This window comes from Arthrobacter sp. TJ-178 (genome assembly GCF_058269275.1).
This window is the reverse complement of the sequence record NZ_JBZCNK010000002.1, coordinates 93640-116390: the sequence shown is the minus strand read 5'-3', so window position 1 is coordinate 116390 and position 22751 is coordinate 93640. Positions and strand designations below refer to the sequence as shown.

Here is a 22751-nt window from a genome sequence, read left to right as displayed (position 1 = left end):
ATGACCGAGAAGCTCTTTGACACCGTCCTGGTGGCCAACCGCGGCGAGATTGCCTGCCGCATCATCGCCACGCTGCGGCGGCTGGGCATCCGTTCCGCCGCCGTGTACAGCGACGACGACGCGGGCGCCCGGCACGTGCGTGAGGCCGACGTTGCGGTGCGGCTGGGTCCGGCCGCACCCCGGGAAAGCTACCTCAACGTGGACGCCGTCCTGGCCGCCTGCGCGAGCGTCGGCGCCCAGGCCGTCCACCCCGGCTACGGCTTCCTCAGCGAAAACGCCGATTTCGCCCGGGCGCTGGAAGCTGCCGGGATTGTGTTCATCGGCCCCGGAGTACGCGCACTGGACCTGATGGGGGACAAGATCCGGTCCAAGAACCACGTCTCCTCGCACGGCGTGCCCGTGGTTCCCGGCATCGCCGAACCCGGGCTCAGCGATGAGCAGCTCATTGCTGCCGCGGCGGAGGTGGGGTATCCGCTGCTGATCAAGCCGTCGGCCGGCGGCGGCGGCAAGGGCATGCACGTGGTGGAACGCGCGGGCCAGCTGCCGGAGATCCTGCCCACCGCACGCCGGGTCGCGGCGTCCGCCTTCGGCGATGACACCCTTTTCCTGGAGCGGCTCATCGCGGTGCCCCGGCACATCGAGGTCCAGGTCCTGGCGGACACCCACGGCAACGTCATTCATCTGGGGGAGCGGGAGTGCTCCCTGCAGCGCCGGCACCAGAAAGTCATCGAGGAAGCCCCGTCCGTGCTGCTGGACGAGGTGACCCGGGAACGGATCGGCCAGGCCGCGTGCGATGCGGCCCGTTCCGTGGACTACACCGGCGCCGGCACCGTGGAGTTCCTGGTCTCCGACGCCGCACCGGGCGAATTCTTCTTCATGGAGATGAACACCCGTCTGCAGGTGGAGCATCCGGTCACCGAAATGGTCACCGGCCTGGACCTGGTGGAGGAACAGGTACGCATTGCCGCCGGCGAAAAGCTGCAGCTGGACCAGGGCGATGTCCGCCTGAACGGACACGCCGTTGAGGCGCGCGTCTATGCGGAAAACCCTGCCTCCGGCTTCCTGCCCACCACCGGAACCGTGCATTTCCTGCAGGAGCCGGCGGGGGAAGGCATCCGGGTGGACTCCTCCCTGCTGCCGGGCCTGCCGGTTTCCTCCAGCTACGATCCGATGCTGGCGAAAATCATCGCCTGGGGTCCTGACCGGGACACCGCGCTGAGCCGGCTGGATGCGGCGCTGGCGGACACCGTCATCCTGGGCATCGGCACCAACATCGAGTATCTGCGCCTGCTGATCAACGATCCCGAGGTGCGCGCCGGACGCCTGGACACCACGCTGATTGAACGCAAGCTGCCGGACCTGGCCTTCCGCCGTCCCGGTGAGCCGGAACTGGCGGCCGCTGCCCTGGCAACAGCGGCTGACCTGGCAGCCGGACCGTCCCCCTGGGGCCGGGCCGACGGCTGGCGGCTGGGGGCACGGGCGCCGCTGACCTTCGTGTTCGCCGCAGCCGATTCCCAGCTGCCGGACGACGTCGTCGTCCTCCGCGGCACCGTCTCCGGCGCCGCAGTCACCGTCAATGGCGGGTCCGAGTGGCAGGCCTCGCTGCTGCGCGAGGGGAACCGCGCCCTGGTGACGCTGGACGGCGTCGTGCATCCGCTCACTTTGGCTTCAGTGCCGGGGGAGGGAACTGCCGCACCCACTCTGTGGACTGCAGGTGCAGGTTACGCCGCGCCCCTGCGTCTGCGGACCCGGACCGAGCTGCTCGCCGCCGAGCGTGCCGCTGCCGGTCGGGCGGAGGGAGCCACCGATCCGGTGCTGCGCTCGCCGATGCCCGGCACCGTGGTGGCCGTGGCAGTGGCCGACGGCGACCGGGTCACCGCCGGAGCGCCGCTGCTGAGCGTGGAGGCCATGAAGATGGAGCACCAGCTGGTTGCTCCGGCGGACGGCATTGTCTCCCTGAACCTGCGCCCCGGTGACCTGGTGAAGGCGGACCAGGTGCTGGCCGTGGTGACGCCGGATCCCGAAACCGAAGCACCCGCAGCACCCCAACCACGTCCGGCAGCGGAGCCCGCCGCCGGAACAACCGAACCGCTTGAAGGAGCAGGACATGCCGGACTTTGAACTGAGCGAGGACCACCAGGACCTGGTGGACATGGTGCGCGATTTCGCGGACAACGTGGTGGCACCGGTGTCCGCCCAGCATGACGAGGAGCACAGCTTCCCGTACAAGGTGGTGGCGCAGATGGGCGAGATGGGCCTGTTCGGGCTGCCGTTCCCGGAAGAGTTCGGCGGCATGGGCGGAGACTACTTTGCCCTGGCGCTGGCGCTGGAGCAGCTGGCCCGGGTGGACCAGTCGGTGGCCATCACGCTCGAGGCCGGCGTGTCCCTGGGTGCCATGCCCATCTACAAGTTCGGCACCGAGGAGCAGAAGCAGCAGTGGCTGCCGATGCTGGCCTCCGGCGAGGCGCTCGCGGGCTTCGGACTGACCGAGTCCGAGGCCGGATCCGACGCCGGCGGCACCCGCACTAAGGCATACCGCGAGAACGGGCAGTGGGTGATCAACGGAACCAAGCAGTTCATCACCAACTCCGGCACCGACATCACCCGCCTGGTCACCGTCACCGCGGTCACCGGCACCTCCGAGGTGCCTGACGGGCAGGGCGGAACCAAGGTCAAAAAGCAGATCTCCACCATCTTGGTGCCCGCCGAAACCCCGGGGTTCACCGCGGAAAAGGCGTACAACAAGGTGGGCTGGAACGCCTCGGACACGCATCCGCTGACCCTGGACAACGTCCGCGTTCCGGAGGCCAACCTGCTGGGCGCCGAAGGCCGCGGCTATGCCAACTTCCTGCAGATTCTGGATGAAGGACGCATCGCCATTGCCGCACTGGCCACCGGAGCGGCGCAGGGCTGCGTGGAGGAAGCTCTGCGCTACGCCAAGGAACGGGAACAATTCGGTGCCCCAATCGGCACCAACCAGGCCATTTCCTTCCGAATCGCCCGCATGCAGACCCGTGCCCACACCGCCCGCCTGGCCTATTATGATGCCGCGGCGCGGATGTTGGCCGGCAAGCCGTTCAAGACCCAGGCCGCCATGGCCAAGCTGGTGGCCGGGGAAGCAGCCATGGACAACGCCCGCGACGCCACCCAGATCTTCGGCGGCTACGGCTTCATCAACGAGTACCGCGTGGCCCGGCATTACCGCGACTCCAAAATCCTGGAGGTGGGCGAGGGGACCACGGAGGTCCAGCTGATGCTCATCGCCCGCGAGCTGGGGCTCTAGGATAAGCGGAACACTCCGGTGAGAAGCGGCGGCTCAGGCCGGCGGCAGGTTGGTCAAGGACGATTAACGAACGGACACAGTCATGATTGACAAGGTGGTAGGCACAGCCGCCGAAGCGGTGGCGGACATCGCCGACGGCGCTTCGCTGGCAGTGGGCGGCTTTGGGCTCTGCGGAATTCCCGTCGCGCTGATCGATGCCCTGCATGATCAGGGCGCCGCGGACCTGGAGACGGTCAGCAACAACTGCGGCGTGGATGACTGGGGGCTCGGCCGGCTGCTGGCCGATCACCGCATCCGGCGCACCGTCAGCTCCTATGTGGGCGAGAACAAGGAGTTCGCGCGGCAGTTCCTCGCCGGCGAGCTGGAAGTGATCCTGACGCCGCAGGGCACGCTGGCTGAAAAGCTGCGGGCCGGAGGGGCGGGCATTCCGGCCTTTTACACCAGCGCCGGAGTGGGCACCCAGGTCAGCGAGGGCGGGCTGCCGCAAAAGTACGACGGCGACGGCGGGGTCCTGCAGGCCTCCGAGCCCAAGGAGGTGCGCACCTTCAACGACGCGCCGTTTGTGCTGGAGGAAGCGCTGACCCCGGACTTTGCGCTGGTGCACGCCTGGAAGGGGGACCGGCACGGCAACTTGGTTTTCCGCGCCACGGCCATGAACTTCAATCCGCTCTGCGCCATGGCCGGACAGACCACCATTGCCGAAGTGGAGGAACTGGTGGAACCGGGCGAGTTGGACCCGGCGCAGATCCACGTCCCCGGAATCTACGTCCAGCGTGTGGTGGAAGTGGGAACCGGCGAGAAACGGATCGAAAAACGCACGGTCCGGCAGCCGTCCGATACACCGAAGGAGGCCTGACATGGCCCTGACACGTCATGAACTCGCCGCCCGGGTGGCCCGGGAACTGGAGAACGGCCAGTACGTCAATCTGGGGATCGGCATGCCCACGCTCATTCCCAACTACATTCCCGACGGCGTGGAAGTGGTGCTGCACTCCGAAAACGGGGTACTCGGCGTCGGGCCCTATCCGCTGGAAGCAGACCTGGACGCGGACCTGATCAATGCCGGCAAGGAAACCGTGACGGTGAACTCCGGCGCCTCCTTCTTTGACTCCGCGGCCTCCTTCGGGATGGTCCGCGGCGGGCACGTGGACGTGGCGGTGCTGGGAGCCATGGAAGTGGCAGCCAACGGCGACCTGGCAAACTGGATGGTTCCGGGCAAGATGGTCAAGGGAATGGGCGGTGCCATGGACCTGGTGTTCGGCGCCAAACGGCTGATCGTCATGATGGGCCACACGGACCGCACGGGGCAGCCGAAGATCGTCACCGAATGCTCCCTGCCGCTCACCGGCCGTGCCTGCGTCAACCTGATTGTCACCGACCTCGCCGTGATCGAGGTGGGTCTGGAGGGGCTGATCCTGCGCGAAACGGCTCCGGGTGTCAGCGTGGATGAAGTCCTCGCCGCCACCGGCGCACCCCTGGAGGTGGACCTTGACGTATGAGGCTCCGGACGCCGGCACCGAAGAGCTGGCCATGGCTCCCCGGGTGGTGGAGCAGCGCGGCCTGTGGTTCGAGGAATTCGAGCCGGGAGTCATTTACCGGCACCGGCCCGGACGCACCCTGACGGAGGCGGACAACGTCCTGTTCACCACCCTGACCATGAACACCCAGGGCCTGCACCTGGATGCGGCCTACAGCGCGGACCAGCCGTTCGGGCAGCGGCTGGTGAACTCCATGCTGACCCTGGCCACAATGGTGGGCCAGTCTGTGGGACAGCTGACCCAGGGCACGCTGGTGGCGCAGCTGGGGCTGGGGGACATCAGCTTTCCGCATCCGCTCTTCCACGGGGACACCCTCTATACGGAAACCGAAGTGGTGGACAAGCGGCTCTCCGGTTCCCGCCCGGGGCAGGGAATCGTCACGCTGACGCACACGGGACGGAACCAGACCGGAGACATTGTGGGGCGGTGCACCCGGACCGCACTGGTATGGACCCAGGCTGCCGGAACGGCCGCTGAGATAGGTTGAAGGCAACGTTCCACACTGAAAATGTTCCACTCTGAAGGAGACCCCGCGTGACCACATTCCCCATGGGACCTGCACTGCTCTTCTGTCCGGGAGACCGGCCGGAACGGTTCGCCAAGGCGGCAGACCGGGCCGACGCGGTGATCCTGGATTTGGAAGACGCCGTCGCGCCCGCCGATAAGGAGGCGGCGCGCCGAAACCTCATTGCTTCCACCCTGGACCCGGCCACCACCATGGTGCGCGTCAACCCGGTGGGCACCGCGGACTTCGAGAAGGACCTTGCGGCGGTGCGCCAGACCCCGTACCGCACGCTGATGGTGGCCAAGGCCGAAGAGCCCGCGGCCATGGAGGAGGCGCTCGCCGGCTTCACCGTCCTCGCGCTCCTGGAAACGGCGCTGGGCGTGGTCCGTGCCGCGGAGATTGCCCGGCTCTCGTGCGTTGCGGCCCTGATGTGGGGTGCCGAGGATCTGCTGGCATCCCTCGGCGGGGACTCCAGCAGGGGACCGGACGGCAGTTACAGGGGTGTGGCCCAGCATGCGCGCGCCACGGTGCTGCTGGCCGCCGGCGCCTTCGGCAAGGGTGCCGTGGACTCGATCTACGGCAACATCCCGGATGTCCAGGGCCTGGAGGCGGAGGCACGCGACGCCGCAGCCTCCGGGTTCGCTGCCAAGGCCTGCATCCATCCGGGACAGGTGGCAGCCGTGCGCGCCGCCTATGCGCCGTCGGAAGAGGAACTGGCGTACGCGGAGGATGTTACCGCGGAGGCAGCCAAGCACGGCGGGGTGTTCAGCTTCCGCGGTGAAATGATCGACGGTCCGCTGTTGAAGCAGGCCCGCCGGACCTTGCAGCGCGCCGGCCGCTGACCGGGGCTGCGGCAGGTTTTGCCCTTCGCCCGGGACACCGGGACTGCGCTGCGCTACCTTCGAAGGATGCGCATAGTCATAGCAGGAGCCCATGGACAGATCGCCCGCGAACTGGGTCGGCTGCTTGCCGCCCACGGTCACGACGTAGCAGGACTGATCCGCAACCCTGACCAGGCGGCGGATCTGGAGGCCGACGGCGTGGCGCCGGTGGTCATCGACCTGGAGAACAGCACCGCCGATGACGTCATCCAGGTCCTGACCGGCGCGGATGCAGCGGTGTTTGCAGCCGGTGCCGGACCGGGCAGCGGCGCGGAGCGCAAGGACACTGTGGACCGGGGCGCCGCCGTCCTGCTGGCGGAGGGCGCCGAACAGGCCGGTGTGGCGCGGTTCGTGCAGATTTCGTCCGTGGGACTGGACGCCGTCCGCGGAGGTGCCCGGCCCGACGGGCTGGACGATGTCATGTATGCCTACCTCACGGCAAAGCTCGCCGCGGAGGAGGACCTGGTCACCCGTGACCTGGACTGGACCATCCTGCGGCCCGGACGGCTGACCAATGATCAGGCCGAGGGGCTGGTGGATCTGGCTGAGTCCGTGTCAGAGGGCAGCATTTCCCGCCACGACGTCGCCGCCGTCCTCGCGGAGCTGATCAACAGCGGCCGCGGCAGCCGGCAGATCCTGGAAGTTGTCTCCGGCTCGTCGAGCATCCCCGATGCCGTGGCGGCACTGCCTATTACCCTTTAGCTGTCGGCGCCTTCTTCGGGTTCCGGCCCGGCCGCCGCTGCTGTGTGTGCAAATCTGGCGGGAAACCGGACTCAGCAGTCCGCGCCGGTGATCCAATCCGGCAACGGCATGCGGGGTAGCCGCCACACCTGCGCACGTAATGACGCTGTCGGCATCCATCGTGCAGATAACGGGCTTTGCCAAAATCCTCCGTGCAGATCAAGGGGCTAAACGGGGCGAAATCTCCTGTTTGGGCCCTTGATCTGCACGAAGGATTGGCGGGGCCCCTGTTTGAGCCCGGTAGCTGCACGAAGGATTGGCGGAGCCCCTGTTTGAGCCCGGTAGCTGCACGAAGGATTGGACGGGAACCGCGCAGCGGGCAATCCCCGGCGGCGCCCGTGCGCGATACTGGAAACATGCAGCTTTCAGGAACTCCCGGCACCCCGTCCGCAGCAACTGACCGGCCCTTCGGCAGCACCGAGGGGGTCCCCCGCCGCATCGTGCTCCTGGGCTCCACCGGTTCCATCGGTACCCAGGCCATTGATGTGGCCGATGCCGCACCCGAACTTTTCACCATCGTTGCCCTCGCCGCCGGCGGGTCGAACCTGGAGCTGCTGTCCCGGCAGGCCGTCCATACCCGGGCGGCCGCAGTCGGCTGCGCTCTCGTGGACAACGCAACCCTGCACAAAGCAGTGCAGGATGCCGCCCGTAATGCCGGCGTTGCGGATTACGATCCGGAGCTGTTCACCGGTCCCTCGGCCGCCACCGCCATTGCCGCCTGGCCCGAAGCCGAAGTGGTCCTCAACGGCATTACCGGCTCCATCGGACTGGAACCCACCCTGGCGGCGCTGGCCGCCGGACACCTGCTGGCCCTGGCCAACAAGGAATCCCTGATCGTTGGGGGAGAGCTGGTCAAGAAGGCCGCCGCCCCCGGACAGCTGGTTCCGGTGGACTCGGAGCACTCCGCTCTCGCCCAGGCGCTGCGCTCCGGCACCGCAGAGGAAGTGGACCGGCTGATCGTCACGGCCTCCGGCGGACCGTTCCGCGGCATGAAGCGCGCCGACCTGGAAAACGTCACCCCCGACCAGGCGCTGGCGCACCCCACCTGGAAGATGGGCCGGATGGTCACCACCAATTCGGCGTCCATGGTCAACAAGGCCCTCGAAGTGATCGAGGCGCACCTGCTCTTCGACGTCCCGCTGGAGAAGATTGACGTCGTCGTTCATCCGCAGTCCGTAGTGCATTCCATGGTTCAGTTCGTGGACGGCTCCACCATTGCGCAGGCCTCGCCGCCGGACATGCGCCTGCCGATCGCGCTCGGTATGGGGTGGCCGCACCGCGTGCCCGGTGCAGCCAAGCCCTGTGACTGGTCCAAGGCCACCGAGTGGACGTTCGAGCCGCTGGATGAGGAAGCCTTCCCCGCCGTCGCGCTGGCCAAGCGCACCGCCGCAGCCGGCGGCACCGGCATGGCCGTGTACAACGCCGCCAATGAGGAGGCCGTGGATGCCTTCCACGACGGTCTCATCGGTTTCACAGACATCGTTGATACGATCGCCGCCGTACTGGCTGAACACACCGACTCTGCGCCGCTGACGCTGGAGTCGGTGCTGGCGGCGGAGAAGTGGGCCCGCGAGGCCGCACGGAAACGCTGCGGACGCTAAGGCCATGACCCGTTGTTCCCCTGACCCGAAGGAAATCCGTTGACCGTTCTGCTCTTCATCCTGGGCGTGCTGTTCGTGGCGGTGGGAGTCGCCGTGTCGATTGCCCTGCACGAAGTGGGCCACCTGGTGCCGGCCAAGGCCTTCAAGGTCCGGGTGACGCAGTACATGATCGGCTTCGGTCCCACTGTCTTCTCCCGGCGCCGCGGGGAAACCGAATACGGATTCAAGGCGCTGCCGCTGGGCGGTTATGTGTCCATGGTCGGCATGTACCCGCCCAACAAGGCCGACGACGCCGAGGGCACAGTCCGTGCCTCCAGCACCGGAATGTTCCAGCAGCTGGCCACGGATGCCCGCGCCGCCGCGGCCGAGCAGCTGCAGCCGGGCGACGAGAACCGGATGTTCTACAACCTGCCGATTTGGAAGCGCATCATCGTGATGCTCGGCGGTCCCTTCATGAACCTGGTGATCGGCACCGTTCTTTTTGCCGTCCTGCTCATGGGTTTCGGCACCGCCCAGAGCACCACCACGCTCGCCGAGGTCAACCTGTGCGTCATCACCTCCGATCAGGCAGCACAGGGCCAGACCGAGTGCACGGATGCCGACCCGGCCGCTCCCGCATATCAGGCGGGGCTGCTGCCCGGCGACACCATCACCGCATTTGACGGAAACCCTGTGTCCGGCTGGGATGACCTCTCGGCGCAGATCAAGGAAGCAGCCGGCCGCCAGGTACCGATCACTTACGAGCGCGACGGCGTGGAACAGGAAACCGTCATTACGCCGCTGCTGACGGAGCGGCCAGTGGCCGGCGACGACGGTGCGCCCGTCACGGACGACGCCGGCAACCCCGTGACGCAGGAAGTGGGCTTCATCGGAGTGGCAGCTTCCACGGAGCTGGTCCGGCAGTCCGGTGCTGCCGTCCTGCCGGCGGTGGGGGACAACCTGAAAAGCATTGCCGGCGTCATTATCCATCTGCCGCAGCGCGTCGTGGATGTGGGCAAGGCTGCCTTCTCTTCGGAAGAGCGGGATCCCAATGGCCCCATCAGCGTGGTGGGCGTGGGCCGCATAGCCGGAGAAATTTCCGCCCTCGAGGAGGTGCCGGTTGCCAGCAAGGTGGCATCTCTGGTTGGCCTGGTAGCCAGCGTCAACCTCGCTCTCTTTGTGTTCAACCTGATTCCGCTGCTGCCCCTGGACGGCGGCCATGTGGCCGGAGCCCTGTGGGAAGGGCTGCGCCGCCGCACCGCCAAGCTCTTCAAGCGGCCGGACCCCGGTCACTTTGACCTCGCCAAAATGCTGCCGGTGACCTATGTGGTGTTCGCCCTGCTGATGGGAATGAGCGTGCTGCTGATTTATGCGGACATCGTGAAGCCGGTCAGCCTCTTCAACTAGGGGGCTGTTACCGTGCTCCGGTGAGGGCGCCGTTCCGCGCGGGGGTGTGCACTCCAGCGGGGCTCCTAACGATGGAGCCGCGGCATTTTGAGCCGGGTTTCCAAACCGGTCGATTTTCCGGCAGCGGGGCTCCTAACGCTGGAGCCGCATGGAGCCGAGGCGCCAGACACGCGCGCCCAGCAGGAAGGCCACCAGGGCGATGGCGGCCGGTACAACGAGCCACGCCCATTCACTGGTCCACCCGATGCCTATCCCGTCCGCTCCGGAGAACGCCAGCACATCGACGAAGAGGAAGCGGCCGTGTGCCTCGGCTTGTCCGGTCGACTCGACGGCAGCGAGCATTCCGAAGGCAAATGCCAGAAAAACCGTCCAGTAGACCAGCAGGGCCGCGCCGGCAGTTATGGCGCCAACAGACCAAAAGGGGCGGCAGACACCGTCCTCGGCATACTGCTGCGCGAGGGAGCGGGGCGATCCCAGATCGCGCAGGGCCGCTGCCGTGCCGCGGGGATCGGTGGCCAGAGCCTGCCGCAGTTCCCGAACGATTCCCCGGCGTTCCTTTCCCGGCATGACTCCCTCCAGATGCCATTCCAGGCGGGTCAGATACACTTCCGTTCGCCAGCGCCCGGGAAGTGAACGCCTCGAAGTTGCTGCGGGCCGCGAGCTGGTGTCAGTCATTTCGGGAGTGCTCCTTTGCAATGGTTTCCCCGACAACGGCCGACACGAGATGCCACTGTGCCTCGGCGGATGCCTTGGCAGCTTCTCCGCTTGCCGTGAGGGAAAAGTACTTCCGGGGAGGTCCGGAGGTGGATGCAACCATCCGTGAGCTGACCAGGCCGTCCCGCTCAAGACGGCTCAGCAGCGGATAAACCAGTCCCGTGGTGACCTGCAGGCCGTAATCCGCGAGCCGTTCCACGAGCTGGTAGCCATAGGACTCGTCCTGGCTGATCAGGGTGAGGATCAGCAGGGGCAGGGCAGCCCGGACGAGCTGAGCATCCTGCTGTGCCTGAATTCTGGACATAGTAGTAATGAAACATTAATAGTGCCGCTGCACAAGGGTTTTTCGGCATCGCCCCAGCTGACGGTTGCAATCGCAAATGAACCCGTTTTAGGTTGCAATTCGATTTGCATACGTTTACGGTTGCAGGATGTTCGTCCTCACGATCGACCAGCGCAACAGCCAGGGGAGCGGAGACCGCGTTCCGGGGCTTTTGGCTGCCTTGGCGGACCGACCCATGGTGCTTGGGTTCGAGCGGTCGGTCGGCGACGAAATCCAGGGAATCTGTGACAGCGCCGAAACTGCCGTGGATGCCGCGCTCCAGGTCCTGCGGTACGGGAACTGGTATGTGGGGATCGGCGTCGGTCCGGTGCATGATCCCTTGCCACGCAGTCCCCGGGAAGCCGGCGGTCCCGCCTTCGTCGCCGCCCGGCGGGCCGTTGACCGGGCCAAGAAGACGGGGGACCGGCCGCCGGTCGCGGTGGAAGGTTCCCCCGGCGCTCCGGAGGCGGAAGCGGTGCTGGTTCTCCTGGGCAGGCTGGTGGCCGAGCGTACCGACGCTGAATGGCGGATCCTGCAACACGTCGAGCCCGGCAAATGGGGAGCTCAGACCGCTGCCGCCCGTATGCTCGGCATCAGCTCCCAGGCCGTGAGCAAGGCCGTAGCGCGCTCGGGCTGGCAGGAAGAATGGGCTGCCCGCCCGGCAGCCGCCGTCCTCCTGGCCCGCGCCGATGACCTGGCCCGTATGGACGGGTCAAGTTCTGCAGTGTCAAAGTCCGCAGCGTTGGACTCCGCAGCCGATGAGACGGAGCACAAGTGATGGAATTCATCTGGATAGTCCTGACCCTGCTGGCGGCGGCACTCCTGGGCTGGCCCGTCACGGCCGGAGTGCTCCGGCTGGCCCGCGCGGTGGAAGCGTCCGGTCCGCCGTTTACCGAAGCCGACCCCGCCGCTGATCAGGATCTGGACGGCGATCTGAGGGCCGCCGGCCGGATGCAGGGGCCGGTTCTGTCCGGCGGGGCGTCAGCAGTTCCGCCGTCGTCAGCACCGCCTCGGACTGTCAGCCGGACTCCTGCCGCGGGCTCGGTACTCCGGGGCGGACTGGTGATCGGAGTCCTGGAACGGCTGGCCGTCGCGGCCGCCGTCCTGGCATCCGAACCGGTGGCCATCGCCTACGTGGTGGCGGTCAAGGGCCTGGGCCGGTACGCGGAGCTGAAGGAAACTCCCGCAGCAGCTGAACGGTTCATTATCGGCACCCTGGCCTCCATGCTGTGGGCGGCTGGCGTGGCGGCTGCAGCCCGCGCCTTCCTGCTGTGACGGTGACATCCCGTAGGGTGGAGCAATGAGCATTTTCGCAGTTGAATACGTGTACGACTCCGACTCCGCCTCGATCCGCGACGAGCACCGCCCCCGCCACCGTCAGTGGCTTGCCGGGCTGGCAGAGGAAGGCCGGATGCTGGCCTCCGGTCCGTTCCTGGACGGTGCGGGTGCCCTGCTGATCTTCACCGCAGAAGATGAGTCGGACCTCATGTCCCTGCTCAAGCAGGACCCCTTTGCTTCCGCTGGAGCCATCTCCGGCATGAAAACCACCGCATGGTCCCCGGCCGTGGGCGCCTTCGCACACCTGGTCTAAGCCCCAAGCTCTAAGCCCAGAACGATATTCGTACATCCCGCACCGGTGCGGGTGGATAATGGACTAGCGCATCTTTAGCGGCGCATTAGCTTCAGTCGAAATTACTGCCGATAAGGCACATGGAGGACGTTTTGACCTCGGTCAACCTTGGAATGCCAGCAGCACCGCCGCCCACCCTTGCACCGCGGCGCAAAACCCGCCAGATCAAAGTGGGCTCGGTGGGGGTTGGTTCAGACTTCCCCATCAGCGTCCAGTCCATGACCACCACGCCCACCACGGACATCAACGCCACCCTGCAGCAGATTGCGGAGCTGACGGCGTCCGGCTGTGACATTGTCCGCGTGGCATGCCCCAGCGCCGATGACGCCGCGGCCCTGCCGATCATCGCGAAGAAGTCGCAGATCCCCGTGATCGCGGACATCCACTTCCAGCCGAAGTACGTCTTTGCAGCGATTGAGGCCGGCTGTGCGGCCGTCCGGGTGAACCCGGGCAACATCCGCAAGTTCGATGACCAGATCAAGGAAATCGCCCAGGCTGCCAAGGACCACGGCACCTCCATCCGGATCGGCGTCAACGCCGGCTCGCTGGATCCCCGCCTGCTCGCAAAGTACGGCAAGGCAACCCCCGAGGCCCTGGTGGAATCTGCCGTCTGGGAAGCGTCCCTCTTTGAGGAACACGACTTCCACGACTTCAAGATCTCCGTCAAGCACAATGACCCCGTGGTCATGGTGCGCGCCTATGAGCTGCTGGCTGAACGCGGCGACTGGCCCCTGCACCTGGGCGTGACCGAGGCCGGCCCCGCCTTCCAGGGCACCATCAAGTCCGCCACCGCCTTTGGCGCGCTGCTGTCCAAGGGCATCGGCGACACCATCCGCGTCTCCCTCTCCGCTCCGCCGGTGGAGGAAGTCAAGGTCGGCAACCAGATCCTGCAGTCGCTCAACCTGCGCCCGCGCAAGCTGGAGATCGTGTCCTGCCCGTCCTGCGGCCGCGCCCAGGTGGACGTGTACACTCTCGCAGAGCAGGTAACCTCCGGTCTGGAAGGCATGGAAGTTCCGCTCCGCGTCGCCGTCATGGGCTGCGTCGTCAACGGACCGGGCGAAGCCCGCGAAGCTGACCTCGGCGTCGCCTCCGGCAACGGCAAGGGACAGATTTTTGTGAAGGGGGAAGTCATCAAGACTGTCCCTGAGGATCAGATTGTTGAGACCCTCATTGAAGAGGCTATGAAGATCGCAGAGAGCATGGGGGAGTCCGATGGCGAAAATGCTGGCACGGGTGGCCCCATGGTTGTTGTCGGCTAAGACTGCCGACTCCGGCGGACCGGACGTCCGCGGGGGCAGCTCCGGCGCGCTCCGCCTTCTGGGCAAGGAGGACACCGAAGCCCTGTGGTCCCTCGCGGAGCAGGACCCGGTAGCCAACATCTTCCTGCTCTCCCACCTCGAAACAACCCGCACCGCTGCGCCCACGCCGGCCGGCGGGCGGGTTGTCGGCGTTTTCGACGACGACGGCGCCCTGAGCGCCGCCTGCTGGGCCGGTGTCAATGTGGTCCCGGTGGGCGTGACCGCCGAAAACGGCCCCGAGATCGGGCAGTTCCTGGCCCGGTCAGGGCACCGCTATTCCTCCATCTTCGGTCCGGCCGAAGCGGTGCTGTCCATCTGGTCCGAGCTGCAGCATTCCAGCCCCCGGCCCTTCGACGTGCGCAGCGACCAGCCGCTGCTGCAGATGACCGGGCTTTCACAGGTACAGCCGGCGCCCGGACTGCGCTATGCCCAGCCCGCCGAACTTGATGTCCTGCTTCCGGCCTGCGCTGCCATGTTTGAGGAGGAAGTGGGATATTCGCCCCTTACGGGCGGAGGCCACCACTACCGGCAGCGGGTGAAATCCCTCATTGCCCGGCGGCAGTCCCTGGTGGATTTCGATTCTTCCGGGCAGGTGGTGTTCAAGGCGGAACTGGGAACGGTTTCCAGCGGCGCGGTTCAGATCCAGGGTGTCTGGATGAACCCCGCATACCGCGGCCGCGGCCTTAGCGCCTCCTACATGTCCGCAGTGGTGGAAGCGGCCCGTCAGGTCGCGCCGTTGGTAAGCCTCTACGTCAATTCCTACAACGCACCCGCCCGTGCCACCTACGAAGCCGTGGGCTTTGAACAGGTGGGCACTTTCGCCACCATCCTCTTCTGACGGAATGCCCTAACAGACTGCCACCAACCGGGGGAAAAGAAGCACCATGAAGAACACCATGAAGACCGGCGCCCTCTGCCTGGCCGGGATCCTGGCCCTTTCTGCCTGCGGCAGCTCCGGAGAGAGCGTCTCATCGGCTTCGCCCGCCTCGCCGGATTCGCCTGCGTCCGCACCGGCCTCCTCCGCGCCCTCATCCACGCCGGCTCCGGCGGCAGGCCGGGAGCAGTACACGGCGGATGAACTTGAGGCGGCACTCACCGCAGTCAAAGCCAGCCAGGGACTGACCGGCGAAGTGCAGAACGACGACGCCGTGCGCCCCCTGCTGGCCGAGAATCCCCTCACGGGCGTTACCATCACGCCGGAGCACTGCAACAGCCTTGTTTCATCCTTCTTTGACGAGAAGATCTCTGACGGAAATCTCGCCGCCGTGGGAGTGGACGGCTCCGACCTGCTGATGCTGATCAGCTACGACAATGCGTCAGTGCCGGATCAGCAGACCGGGAGCAGCAAGCAGCTCATCAAGGACTGCGGGAACTTCACGATGGAGCTGAACGGGACGGTAATCGACGGCTCGGTGGAAACCATTGACGCTTCCACGCAGGCACCGTCCACACAGGCTTTCCGGACTGAGCTCAGCCGGGATGGAAAGCCCGAGGGGGCGGTACTCCAGGTCAGCGGCTTCTCGGGCACCGTCACCGCCAGTGTGACCCTGTTGAACCCCGAAGATGAGGACGCTGCGGTGGCGGCAGCCGAGAAGACCATCAACGCGGCGCTGGCCGAGCTCGAAAAGAACTAGTCTGCTTCGGGTCCGGGTCCGACGCCGGAGAAGGACGGACCGGGGCCGGGCCTGCCGTGGTGTCCAGGCCCCGCCGTCGTCCTGCCGCTTGTCCGGGAGCGGGGGCAGCACGCGCTAGATTAGAGGGGAGCAGTATTTCCCTCATTTGTCCCAGCATGAATGCAGCCACCGGCTGCAGAAACGGATTCCCAGCGTGGTCCTTCGACTTTCCACTCTTTTCCTGCGCACTTTGCGCGACGACCCCTCCGACGCGGACGTCGCCAGCCACCGCCTGCTGGTGCGTGCCGGCTACATCCGCCGCGCCGCCCCCGGCATCTACTCGTGGCTGCCGCTGGGCCTGCGCGTCCTGAACAAGGTGGAGACCATCATCCGCGAGGAAATGGCCGCCATCGGAGCCCAGGAAGTGCACTTCCCGGCCCTGCTCCCGCGCGAACCGTACGAAGCCACCAACCGCTGGACCGAATACGGAGACAATCTCTTCCGGCTGCAGGACCGCAAGGGCGGGGACTACCTGCTGGCTCCCACCCACGAGGAAATGTTCGCACTGCTGGTCAAGGACCTCTACAGCTCCTACAAGGACCTGCCGGTCTCACTGTTCCAGATCCAGAACAAGTACCGTGACGAAGCCCGCCCCCGCGCCGGCCTGCTCCGCGGCCGCGAATTCATCATGAAGGATTCCTACTCCTTCGACATCGATGACGAGGGCCTGGAGGCCAGTTACCAGGCGCACCGCGGCGCCTACCTGCGCATCTTCGAGCGCCTCGGCCTGGAAATTGTGGTTGTCTCCGCAGTCTCCGGTGCAATGGGCGGGTCCAAGAGCGAAGAGTTCCTGCACCCGACTCCGGTGGGCGAAGACACCTACGTGCGTTCCGCCGGCGGCTATGCAGCCAACGTTGAAGCCGTCACCACCGTGGCCCCGGCCGAGATCGACTACTCCGCTGCTCCGGCCGCGCAGGTGGTGGACACCCCGAACACTCCCACCATCGAAACCCTGGTGGCCGAGGCCAACGCACGGTTCGGCCGCGAGTCCGGCGAATGGACTGCTGCCGACACCCTGAAGAACGTGGTCCTGGCCGTGACGCTGCCCACCGGCGAACGCCGAATCGTCGTCGTCGGCGTTCCCGGAGACCGCGCCGTGGACATCAAGCGCATCGAAGCGAACATCGCCGCGCATGTGGAAATCGGCGGCGAGCTCGAAGTTGAACCCGCCACCGACGAGGACATCAAGAAGCACCCCGGCCTGGTCAAGGGCTACATCGGCCCGGGTCTGTCCCTCACCGAACCCGTCCTGGGCACCGAGTCAGCCACCGGCCTGCTGTACCTGGTGGATCCCCGCGTGGTCTCCGGCACCAGCTGGATCACCGGCGCCAATATCTCCGGCAAGCACGTGATCGGGCTGGTAGCCGGCCGCGACTTCACGTGGGACGGCGTCATAGAAGCCGTTGAGGTTCGTGAAGGCGACGAAGCTCCGGACGGAACCGGCCCGCTGGAAGCCGCCCGCGGAATCGAGATGGGCCACATCTTCCAGCTTGGACGCAAGTACGCCGAGGCGCTGGGCGTGAAGGTGCTGGACAAGAACGGCAAGCTGGTCACGGTCACCATGGGCTCCTACGGTGTGGGCGTTACCCGCGCCGTCGCCGCACTGGCCGAGTCCAACCACGATGACAAGGGCATTATCTGGCCGCGCGCCGTCGCCCCGGCCGATGTCCATGTTGTTGCCACCGGACGCGGTGACGAGATCTTCGAGGCGGCCGCCAAGCTGTCCGGAGAACTCGAAGCCGCGGGACTGGAAGTCATTTACGATGACCGTCCCAAGGTCTCCCCGGGCGTGAAGTTCGGTGACGCCGAGCTCATCGGCGTTCCCACCATCCTGGTGGTTGGCCGCGGCCTGGCCGACGGCGTCGTAGAGGTCAAGGACCGCGCCACCGGCATCGCCGAAAACGTGCCCGTGGCTGAAGCGGTGGAGTACGTCCGCCGCGCAGCTGCACAGTAACGGCGCAGCGTGGTCTCCGGTCTCGAGGAGATTCAGCTCGCCACCATCCTCCTTGTGGTGGTGGCGGGCCTTGCCGCAGGCTGGATCGACGCCGTCGTGGGAGGCGGGGGGCTGCTGCAGCTTCCCGCCCTGCTGCTGATTCCGGGGATCACTCCCGTCCAGGCGCTGGCCACCAACAAGATGGGTTCCATCTTCGGCACCACCACCAGCGCCGTCACGTACTACCGCCGCGCCCACCCGGACCTGAAGACGGCCCTGCCCATGGCCGCCGTCGCGCTGCTGGGCAGCTTCGGGGGAGCGGCCCTGGCCGTCTCCCTGCCGTCGTCGCTCTTCAAGCCCATCATCGTGGTGGCGCTGATCGCCGTGGCAATCTTCACGGCGCTGCGTCCCACGGTGGGGGAGCTGACCAAACTGCGGCACACCGGACGCCGGCACTACGGCACGGCAGTCGGCATCGGCCTGGCCATCGGGTTCTATGACGGTCTGATCGGGCCCGGGACCGGATCCTTTTTGATCATTGCCATGGTCACCTTCCTGGGCTACAACTTCCTGGCCGCGAGCGCCAAGGCGAAGATCGTGAACATGGCGACCAACCTCGGTGCCCTCGCGTTCTTCCTGCCCAACGGCGCCCTGCTCTGGGGCGTGGGACTCATCCTCGGTGTTGCCAACATGGTCGGCGGCTACCTTGGTGCCCGGATGGCTGTGAAGCAGGGCAGCAAGTTCATCCGCGTCGTGTTCCTGGTGGTGGTGGGCGCGCTGATCTGCAAGCTCGGTTACGACGTGTGGGTGGAAAACATCAGGGCATAACCGCCCGCCGCATTACCCGGCGACGGCGGCAGCCACCCACACTGAACGGTCGGCGTCGGCCCGCTGGCCGTTCCGGATGTAGTCCAGGGCGTTCTCCACTTCCCGCAGCACGCTCCACTGCCGGGCAATGTCATAATCCAGCCCCGCCGCGCTGCACAGCAGCCCCAGCCGGCCGCGCAGATCCGCCTGCGGCCGGTTCTGATCCAGCTCCTCCATCCGGTTCCACAGCATCGGAGCGGCAGCAAATTCCGCCTCCCCGATCATGGCCTGGGGATCGATGGCCACGAATCCCTGCCCGGCGGATGAACCGTGGTTCCGGTACAGGATGTTTTCAAAATGCAGGTCCGTGTGGACCAAAACGTCGTTGCTGCTGCGGCGGCCAACGGCGCCGCGGGTCTGGCAGACCTCCAGGGCAGCCTCCAGCAGGGTCCGTTCAAAGGGCCGGCCCAGGTCTTCCCAGTCCGCGGGCAGCTCATCGGAGAGCTGTTCCACCCGTTCGGCCAGCGGCGGGATCGCGGCCCACAGCGGCGATTCCGTGACGGGGAGGGAGAGTTTGCGCATCACGGCTCCCCACGCCTCCACTGCAGTTTCCATATCCGTGCTGCGCAGGTCCCGCCGGTGGTCGAGCCGTTCCAGCAGCAGGGTGCCGCTGGAGGAATCGCTGGCGTGCAGGTGCACGGCACCGTTGCCTGCCCACAACGCCAGCGCGGGGGCCTCCGTCAGCGCTTCCGCGTGCGGAAAGGCAACTTTCAGGACCGCAGGACCCCGGGGCGAGTGCACCGGGAGGACCAGTGCTCCGTGGCCGTGCCACGGCTCGGCCCCGCGAGGAAGATCCGGCGCTGCCTCCCATCGCTCCAGCGCCTCGGAAATGACGGCAGGCAGTTCCGCCAGCCAGTTCCGTCCTGCCCGGGTACGGCCATAGCGCTGCGCAAGCGCACCGGGGATGCGGATGGGAAAGGGCATGGTCATCGGACAGGAGGCGCCGGCGGGTGCGGGAGTCCGGCGGGCTCGGCATCGAGCCCCGGAGCAGCTGGTACGGGGACAGCGGAAACGCCCGAACCGGACTCAGCAAGGACATCGGCGGCTGCTGTGTCCGCGTACAGGTCCGCGCTGACCTGCGCCAGGCGCTCGGCAGCCAGGGCGCGGACGCTTCCGCTGCTCAAGGCGGCCAGATCCGCGTAAACGGCGGGAAGGGATCCTTCCAGCGCCGCCAGGGCAGCGGCCGGGTCCAGGGCGAACGACGGCGGCAGGGAGTAAGCAGGCACCGGAGTCAGCGCCGGCAGGCAGAGCTGCGGCAGCAGCTGGACAGCGAGGGCGCCTGCTGCCACATGACCGTTCCGCGCTTCGCGAAGTGAGGCGCGTCCGGCCGCATCCGGAGTGCGTGCCATCGCCACCTCGTAGGCGTAAGCGGCGCCGTATTCAGCGTCGACGGCACCCTGGAGGGCTCCGGCCGCATCAGGACCGCTCTGCGCTTCGGCCGGAACCGAACCATCCGGCTCCCCGCGGCAGCTGCCGTCCGAAGCGGGACCCGAATCCTTGTCCGGGGCCGGCCCCGGAGCGGGTGCCGGTGTCCAAGTTTCCGGTGCGGGCAGTCCAGCGGCACCGGCGGCCCGGACGGCCAAAACCTGCTGGGCCGCACCGGTGGAAGCAAGCAGGCGCGCGGTGCCGCCGTCGGCCCGCAGTGCCGCATCCAAGCTGGCCCGGGCGGACTCGGCAAGTGCCGAAACGTACTCATCGGCAGCTCCGGCGTGCGCTTCCGGGGACGGGAGCGTGAAGGCGGGGGTTCCGTCCCGCAGGCTTGCGGGCGAGGCAAGGAGCGCTGACTGTTCAGCGAGGATTCCCGCCTGGGTGGTGGCCTCGGCGGCCAGAGTCTGAGCGTCCTGAGTCTGTGCGTCCTGAGGTGCGGCTGACTCCGCAGGGCCCCCGGATAGCTCCCGGGCCAGCCGGGAGAGCTCTGCTGCGGAAGCGCGTGCGTCGGCCAGTGCAATCTCCGAAAAGCCGGCGGGGCGGTCCTTGGAGGGGCTGGTTCCGGCGGCGAGGTTGAAACTGAGGACCACGGCGGCCAGGACAGCCAGCAAAGTGGTACGCCTCACCCCGCCCAGGACCGTCGTCGCCCGTCCGGCGCGGCCGGCCGCGGACTCTGCACGGTTCGGGGGCTTCTTCACTACATCTGATGATGCCATGAAACGAGCCCCCATCAGCGGCGATGCCGTAGGGACTCAGGAATGTCGGTACGCTAGTAGGTACAACATCATCTAGTGGGAGGCACCTATGGCGGTTCGGCCCAGCCCCAAAAAAGACACGTCATCGGATTACCGCAAGAAGGCCATGCACGCAGAAATAACCGCTGAAACCCAGCGCCTCAAGAACTTCCTTGCTCCCACGGTTGAACAGCAGCAGCTTTTCCTCGAGGACATCGAGATCAAAATGGCCGGTGCCACCCGCACCGTGCACGTCATTGTGGACCTTCCCGAGGGACAGGCCGGAGGCGTCAGCCTGGACCGGATCTCCGACGTTGCGCACGCCGTATCGGAAGCCATGGACGCCGATCCCAATGACGACGGGCGCGCGTACAACCTGGAGGTTTCCTCTCCCGGTGTATCGCGTCCCCTGACGGAACCGCGCCACTGGCGGCGCAACGTGGGACGCATGGTCCGGGTAAACCTGGTGGCCGGCGATGACATCATGGGCCGTTTGGTCTCCGTGGAAGAGAACGGCATCACCCTGATACCGGAACTGCCGGTGAAAAAGGGCATGAAGGCCAAGCAGGGCGCGCAGACCACTGTGCCGTTCAGCAACATCCGCAAAGGACGCGTCGAAGTCGAATTCGCGCATATTGACGACGTACCGCTGGACGGCCCTGCCGACAGCGATGAAGAAACCACAGCTGAGGAGGCCTAAATGGATATTGATATGAGTGCGCTGAGGCTGCTGGAACGCGAACGGGAGATCCCTCTGGATCTGTTGATTCCGACCATTGAGCAGGCGCTTTTGGTGGCTTACCACAAGACGTCCGGTGCGCAGGACAAAGCCCGCGCCGAACTGGACCGCAAGAATGGCCACGTCACGATCTGGGCCACGGAAGTGGACGACGACGGCGAACCCGTGGGCGAGTTTGACGACACCCCCACCGGTTTTGGCCGGATCGCTGCCAGCACTGCCCGGCAGATCATCCTGCAGCGGCTGCGCGACGTCGAAGACGACGCCATCGTGGGGGAGTTCAAGGGCCGCGAGGGTGAAATCGTCTCCGGACAGATCCAGCAGGGCAACAACCCGCACATGATCCAGGTGAACCTGGGTGCCGTGGAAGCGCTCCTGCCTCCCACCGAGCAGGTTCCGGGTGAGAAGTACACGCACGGCTCCCGGCTGCGCGCCTTCGTTGTTGATGTGCGCCGCGGCTTCAAGGGCCCGTCCATTACGCTGTCCCGGTCCCACCCGGGCCTGGTGCGCAAGCTCTTTGAGCTGGAGGTCCCCGAAATCGCGGACGGCAGCGTGGAGATTGTGGCCCTGGCCCGCGAAGCCGGCCACCGCACCAAGATCGCCGTGAAGGGCAACGTTCCGGGCATCAACGCCAAGGGTGCCTGCATCGGGGAAATGGGTTCGCGCGTCCGTGCGGTCATGACCGAACTCCACGATGAAAAGATCGACATCGTGGACTTCAGCGAGGACCCGGCAACCTTCATTGCCAACTCCCTGTCGCCGTCGCGCGTCAACTCCGTGACCATCACGGATGAGGACACCCGCTCAGCGCAGGTTGTGGTTCCCGACTACCAGCTCTCGCTGGCAATCGGCAAGGAAGGGCAGAACGCCCGCCTGGCAGCCAAGCTGACGGGCTGGCGCATCGACATCGTTTCCGACGCGAAGACCGCCTAAGCAGGCAGGTCGGCGCGTGGATGCGGCACACGGAGAGAAACGCGTTAGAATGGACAAGGCCGGGTCACCGTCCGCTTTCTTTTTGTCCCCTGCAGCCTCAGGCGCTGCAGCGCATGTCCCGCAGAGGACGTGCATCGGGTGCAGGAAAACGGATGACCAGGCTGTACTGATGCGGCTGGTGGCCGTGAACACGGAAGGCAAAACTGCCGTCCGCGTTGACGAAAACCGCCGCATGTCTGGCCGCGGCGCCTGGGTGCACCGCGGGACAGCATGCTTTGCAGCAGCGCTTCGGCGACGCGCGTTCAACCGGGCCTTCAGAGGTCCGATTGACACTGCGGACGCGGAAGCTTGGTTCAAGGCTCTTGAGAACGCTCCGACCGGGAGCGGGCTCGAAACCGTCCAACCTGGAAGCGGGTCAGCAATCTGATGGAAACCCGATGAGTACCCAGCGATGAGTACACAACGATGAGTGCTTTGTTGTGCTCTGTGATGGGCTTTGCTGCGACTGCAGTGGAAGCCCGCAGGAAATAGACGGTTCGTACCTG

General features: G+C 66.4%; 24 protein-coding genes. 20 read left to right on the top strand and 4 right to left on the bottom strand.

Annotated elements, in window-relative coordinates:
- The 9 genes from AC4D2Q_RS06905 to AC4D2Q_RS06865 all read left to right on the top strand — a co-directional run bounded on the left by AC4D2Q_RS06905 (window position 1) and on the right by AC4D2Q_RS06865 (window position 9935).
- Window positions 1-2121, top strand: coding sequence for an acetyl/propionyl/methylcrotonyl-CoA carboxylase subunit alpha (locus AC4D2Q_RS06905; RefSeq protein WP_490945792.1), 2121 nt, complete (start codon window positions 1-3; stop codon window positions 2119-2121).
- On the top strand, window positions 2108-3283 hold the full coding sequence (locus tag AC4D2Q_RS06900; RefSeq protein WP_490927303.1) for an acyl-CoA dehydrogenase family protein: 1176 nt from the start codon (window positions 2108-2110) through the stop codon (window positions 3281-3283). Before AC4D2Q_RS06905 ends, AC4D2Q_RS06900 begins: the two co-directional genes overlap by 14 nt.
- Window positions 3284-3365: 82 nt before the next feature.
- Window positions 3366-4139 carry a CoA transferase subunit A gene (locus AC4D2Q_RS06895; RefSeq protein WP_490945791.1) on the top strand — a complete coding sequence of 258 codons (774 nt, stop codon included), beginning with the start codon at window positions 3366-3368 and terminating at the stop codon, window positions 4137-4139.
- Between the two features lies 1 nt (window position 4140).
- Entirely contained in the window at window positions 4141-4782 is a 642-nt protein-coding gene (locus tag AC4D2Q_RS06890; protein ID WP_490945790.1) for a 3-oxoacid CoA-transferase subunit B, read from the top strand.
- Between the two features lie 31 nt (window positions 4783-4813).
- Window positions 4814-5308 (top strand): MaoC family dehydratase, encoded by a 495-nt coding sequence (locus AC4D2Q_RS06885; RefSeq protein ID WP_490927444.1) that lies wholly within the window; start codon window positions 4814-4816, stop codon window positions 5306-5308.
- 62 nt (window positions 5309-5370) lie between these two features.
- A complete protein-coding gene (locus tag AC4D2Q_RS06880) occupies window positions 5371-6168 on the top strand; it encodes an HpcH/HpaI aldolase/citrate lyase family protein (protein WP_490946210.1) in 798 nt (265 codons plus the stop codon).
- Between the two features lie 66 nt (window positions 6169-6234).
- The gene (locus tag AC4D2Q_RS06875) at window positions 6235-6909 is read left to right on the top strand and encodes an SDR family oxidoreductase (protein WP_490945789.1); all 675 of its coding nucleotides are present in this window, start codon (window positions 6235-6237) and stop codon (window positions 6907-6909) included.
- Window positions 6910-7304: 395 nt separating this feature from the next.
- The gene (gene dxr, locus AC4D2Q_RS06870) at window positions 7305-8549 is read left to right on the top strand and encodes a 1-deoxy-D-xylulose-5-phosphate reductoisomerase (RefSeq protein WP_490945788.1); all 1245 of its coding nucleotides are present in this window, start codon (window positions 7305-7307) and stop codon (window positions 8547-8549) included.
- A 39-nt stretch (window positions 8550-8588) separates the two neighbouring features.
- The gene (locus tag AC4D2Q_RS06865; RefSeq protein ID WP_490945787.1) at window positions 8589-9935 is read left to right on the top strand and encodes a M50 family metallopeptidase; all 1347 of its coding nucleotides are present in this window, start codon (window positions 8589-8591) and stop codon (window positions 9933-9935) included.
- Between the two features lie 132 nt (window positions 9936-10067).
- Here the strand turns inward: AC4D2Q_RS06865 and AC4D2Q_RS06860 are convergent, their stop codons facing one another.
- Complete coding sequence (locus AC4D2Q_RS06860) at window positions 10068-10610, bottom strand: HAAS signaling domain-containing protein (RefSeq protein ID WP_490945786.1); 543 nt, start codon at window positions 10608-10610, stop codon at window positions 10068-10070.
- Window positions 10603-10953: a PadR family transcriptional regulator gene (locus tag AC4D2Q_RS06855; protein ID WP_490945785.1), complete on the bottom strand. Its 351-nt coding sequence runs from the start codon at window positions 10951-10953 to the stop codon at window positions 10603-10605. Before AC4D2Q_RS06855 ends, AC4D2Q_RS06860 begins: the two co-directional genes overlap by 8 nt.
- 127 nt (window positions 10954-11080) lie before the next feature.
- On the opposite strand from AC4D2Q_RS06855, the gene AC4D2Q_RS06850 reads away from it, so the two are divergent.
- The 8 genes from AC4D2Q_RS06850 (at window position 11081) to AC4D2Q_RS06815 (ending at window position 18333) form a co-directional block, all read left to right on the top strand.
- On the top strand, window positions 11081-11749 hold the full coding sequence (locus tag AC4D2Q_RS06850) for a MarR family transcriptional regulator (RefSeq protein WP_490945784.1): 669 nt from the start codon (window positions 11081-11083) through the stop codon (window positions 11747-11749).
- Window positions 11749-12246, top strand: coding sequence for a hypothetical protein (locus AC4D2Q_RS06845; RefSeq protein WP_490945783.1), 498 nt, complete (start codon window positions 11749-11751; stop codon window positions 12244-12246). Before AC4D2Q_RS06850 ends, AC4D2Q_RS06845 begins: the two co-directional genes overlap by 1 nt.
- 25 nt (window positions 12247-12271) lie before the next feature.
- The gene (locus tag AC4D2Q_RS06840; RefSeq protein WP_490927314.1) at window positions 12272-12562 is read left to right on the top strand and encodes a YciI family protein; all 291 of its coding nucleotides are present in this window, start codon (window positions 12272-12274) and stop codon (window positions 12560-12562) included.
- Window positions 12563-12693: 131 nt separating this feature from the next.
- Complete coding sequence (gene ispG / locus AC4D2Q_RS06835; RefSeq protein WP_490927446.1) at window positions 12694-13860, top strand: flavodoxin-dependent (E)-4-hydroxy-3-methylbut-2-enyl-diphosphate synthase; 1167 nt, start codon at window positions 12694-12696, stop codon at window positions 13858-13860.
- Window positions 13814-14737: a GNAT family N-acetyltransferase gene (locus tag AC4D2Q_RS06830; protein ID WP_490945782.1), complete on the top strand. Its 924-nt coding sequence runs from the start codon at window positions 13814-13816 to the stop codon at window positions 14735-14737. The genes ispG and AC4D2Q_RS06830 overlap by 47 nt, the downstream gene beginning before the upstream one ends.
- Window positions 14738-14783: 46 nt before the next feature.
- Window positions 14784-15533, top strand: a complete 750-nt coding sequence (locus AC4D2Q_RS06825) for a hypothetical protein (protein WP_490945781.1) — start codon at window positions 14784-14786, stop codon at window positions 15531-15533.
- A gap of 193 nt (window positions 15534-15726) precedes the next feature.
- A complete protein-coding gene (locus AC4D2Q_RS06820; RefSeq protein ID WP_490945780.1) occupies window positions 15727-17526 on the top strand; it encodes a proline--tRNA ligase in 1800 nt (599 codons plus the stop codon).
- Window positions 17527-17535: 9 nt separating this feature from the next.
- Window positions 17536-18333 (top strand): sulfite exporter TauE/SafE family protein, encoded by a 798-nt coding sequence (locus AC4D2Q_RS06815; protein ID WP_490927318.1) that lies wholly within the window; start codon window positions 17536-17538, stop codon window positions 18331-18333.
- A 12-nt stretch (window positions 18334-18345) separates the two neighbouring features.
- Here AC4D2Q_RS06815 and AC4D2Q_RS06810 read toward each other — a convergent pair whose 3' ends face one another.
- Together AC4D2Q_RS06810 and AC4D2Q_RS06805 are read right to left on the bottom strand one after the other, a co-directional pair.
- The gene (locus AC4D2Q_RS06810) at window positions 18346-19296 is read right to left on the bottom strand and encodes an aminoglycoside phosphotransferase family protein (protein ID WP_490945779.1); all 951 of its coding nucleotides are present in this window, start codon (window positions 19294-19296) and stop codon (window positions 18346-18348) included.
- Window positions 19297-19298: 2 nt separating this feature from the next.
- Window positions 19299-20516 (bottom strand): DUF4439 domain-containing protein, encoded by a 1218-nt coding sequence (locus tag AC4D2Q_RS06805; protein ID WP_490945778.1) that lies wholly within the window; start codon window positions 20514-20516, stop codon window positions 19299-19301.
- Between the two features lie 88 nt (window positions 20517-20604).
- On the opposite strand from AC4D2Q_RS06805, the gene rimP reads away from it, so the two are divergent.
- From rimP to AC4D2Q_RS06790, 3 genes are read left to right on the top strand one after another with little or no spacing between them, the layout of a single operon-like run.
- Window positions 20605-21234: a ribosome maturation factor RimP gene (rimP, locus tag AC4D2Q_RS06800; protein ID WP_490927322.1), complete on the top strand. Its 630-nt coding sequence runs from the start codon at window positions 20605-20607 to the stop codon at window positions 21232-21234.
- Window positions 21235-22206, top strand: a complete 972-nt coding sequence (gene nusA, locus AC4D2Q_RS06795; RefSeq protein WP_490927323.1) for a transcription termination factor NusA — start codon at window positions 21235-21237, stop codon at window positions 22204-22206.
- Between the two features lie 49 nt (window positions 22207-22255).
- A complete protein-coding gene (locus AC4D2Q_RS06790; RefSeq protein ID WP_490946209.1) occupies window positions 22256-22633 on the top strand; it encodes a YlxR family protein in 378 nt (125 codons plus the stop codon).
- Window positions 22634-22751 lie beyond the last annotated feature (118 nt).

Bases quoted from the DNA above. Each gene is read 5' to 3' on its own strand.
- AC4D2Q_RS06845 (WP_490945783.1), top strand. From the start codon at position 11,749: ATGGAATTCATCTGGATAGTCCTGACCCTGCTGGCGGCGGCACTCCTG.
- AC4D2Q_RS06840 (WP_490927314.1), top strand. From the start codon at position 12,272: ATGAGCATTTTCGCAGTTGAATACGTGTACGACTCCGACTCCGCCTCG.
- AC4D2Q_RS06855 (WP_490945785.1), bottom strand. From the start codon at position 10,953: ATGTCCAGAATTCAGGCACAGCAGGATGCTCAGCTCGTCCGGGCTGCC.
- AC4D2Q_RS06875 (WP_490945789.1), top strand. From the start codon at position 6,235: ATGCGCATAGTCATAGCAGGAGCCCATGGACAGATCGCCCGCGAACTG.
- nusA (WP_490927323.1), top strand. From the start codon at position 21,235: ATGGATATTGATATGAGTGCGCTGAGGCTGCTGGAACGCGAACGGGAG.
- AC4D2Q_RS06830 (WP_490945782.1), top strand. From the start codon at position 13,814: ATGGCGAAAATGCTGGCACGGGTGGCCCCATGGTTGTTGTCGGCTAAG.
- AC4D2Q_RS06900 (WP_490927303.1), top strand. From the start codon at position 2,108: ATGCCGGACTTTGAACTGAGCGAGGACCACCAGGACCTGGTGGACATG.
- dxr (WP_490945788.1), top strand. From the start codon at position 7,305: ATGCAGCTTTCAGGAACTCCCGGCACCCCGTCCGCAGCAACTGACCGG.
- AC4D2Q_RS06790 (WP_490946209.1), top strand. From the start codon at position 22,256: ATGGACAAGGCCGGGTCACCGTCCGCTTTCTTTTTGTCCCCTGCAGCC.
- AC4D2Q_RS06825 (WP_490945781.1), top strand. From the start codon at position 14,784: ATGAAGAACACCATGAAGACCGGCGCCCTCTGCCTGGCCGGGATCCTG.
- AC4D2Q_RS06905 (WP_490945792.1), top strand. From the start codon at position 1: ATGACCGAGAAGCTCTTTGACACCGTCCTGGTGGCCAACCGCGGCGAG.
- AC4D2Q_RS06860 (WP_490945786.1), bottom strand. From the start codon at position 10,610: ATGACTGACACCAGCTCGCGGCCCGCAGCAACTTCGAGGCGTTCACTT.
- AC4D2Q_RS06805 (WP_490945778.1), bottom strand. From the start codon at position 20,516: ATGGCATCATCAGATGTAGTGAAGAAGCCCCCGAACCGTGCAGAGTCC.
- rimP (WP_490927322.1), top strand. From the start codon at position 20,605: ATGGCGGTTCGGCCCAGCCCCAAAAAAGACACGTCATCGGATTACCGC.
- AC4D2Q_RS06810 (WP_490945779.1), bottom strand. From the start codon at position 19,296: ATGCCCTTTCCCATCCGCATCCCCGGTGCGCTTGCGCAGCGCTATGGC.
- AC4D2Q_RS06890 (WP_490945790.1), top strand. From the start codon at position 4,141: ATGGCCCTGACACGTCATGAACTCGCCGCCCGGGTGGCCCGGGAACTG.
- AC4D2Q_RS06880 (WP_490946210.1), top strand. From the start codon at position 5,371: ATGGGACCTGCACTGCTCTTCTGTCCGGGAGACCGGCCGGAACGGTTC.
- AC4D2Q_RS06885 (WP_490927444.1), top strand. From the start codon at position 4,814: ATGGCTCCCCGGGTGGTGGAGCAGCGCGGCCTGTGGTTCGAGGAATTC.
- AC4D2Q_RS06850 (WP_490945784.1), top strand. From the start codon at position 11,081: ATGTTCGTCCTCACGATCGACCAGCGCAACAGCCAGGGGAGCGGAGAC.
- AC4D2Q_RS06895 (WP_490945791.1), top strand. From the start codon at position 3,366: ATGATTGACAAGGTGGTAGGCACAGCCGCCGAAGCGGTGGCGGACATC.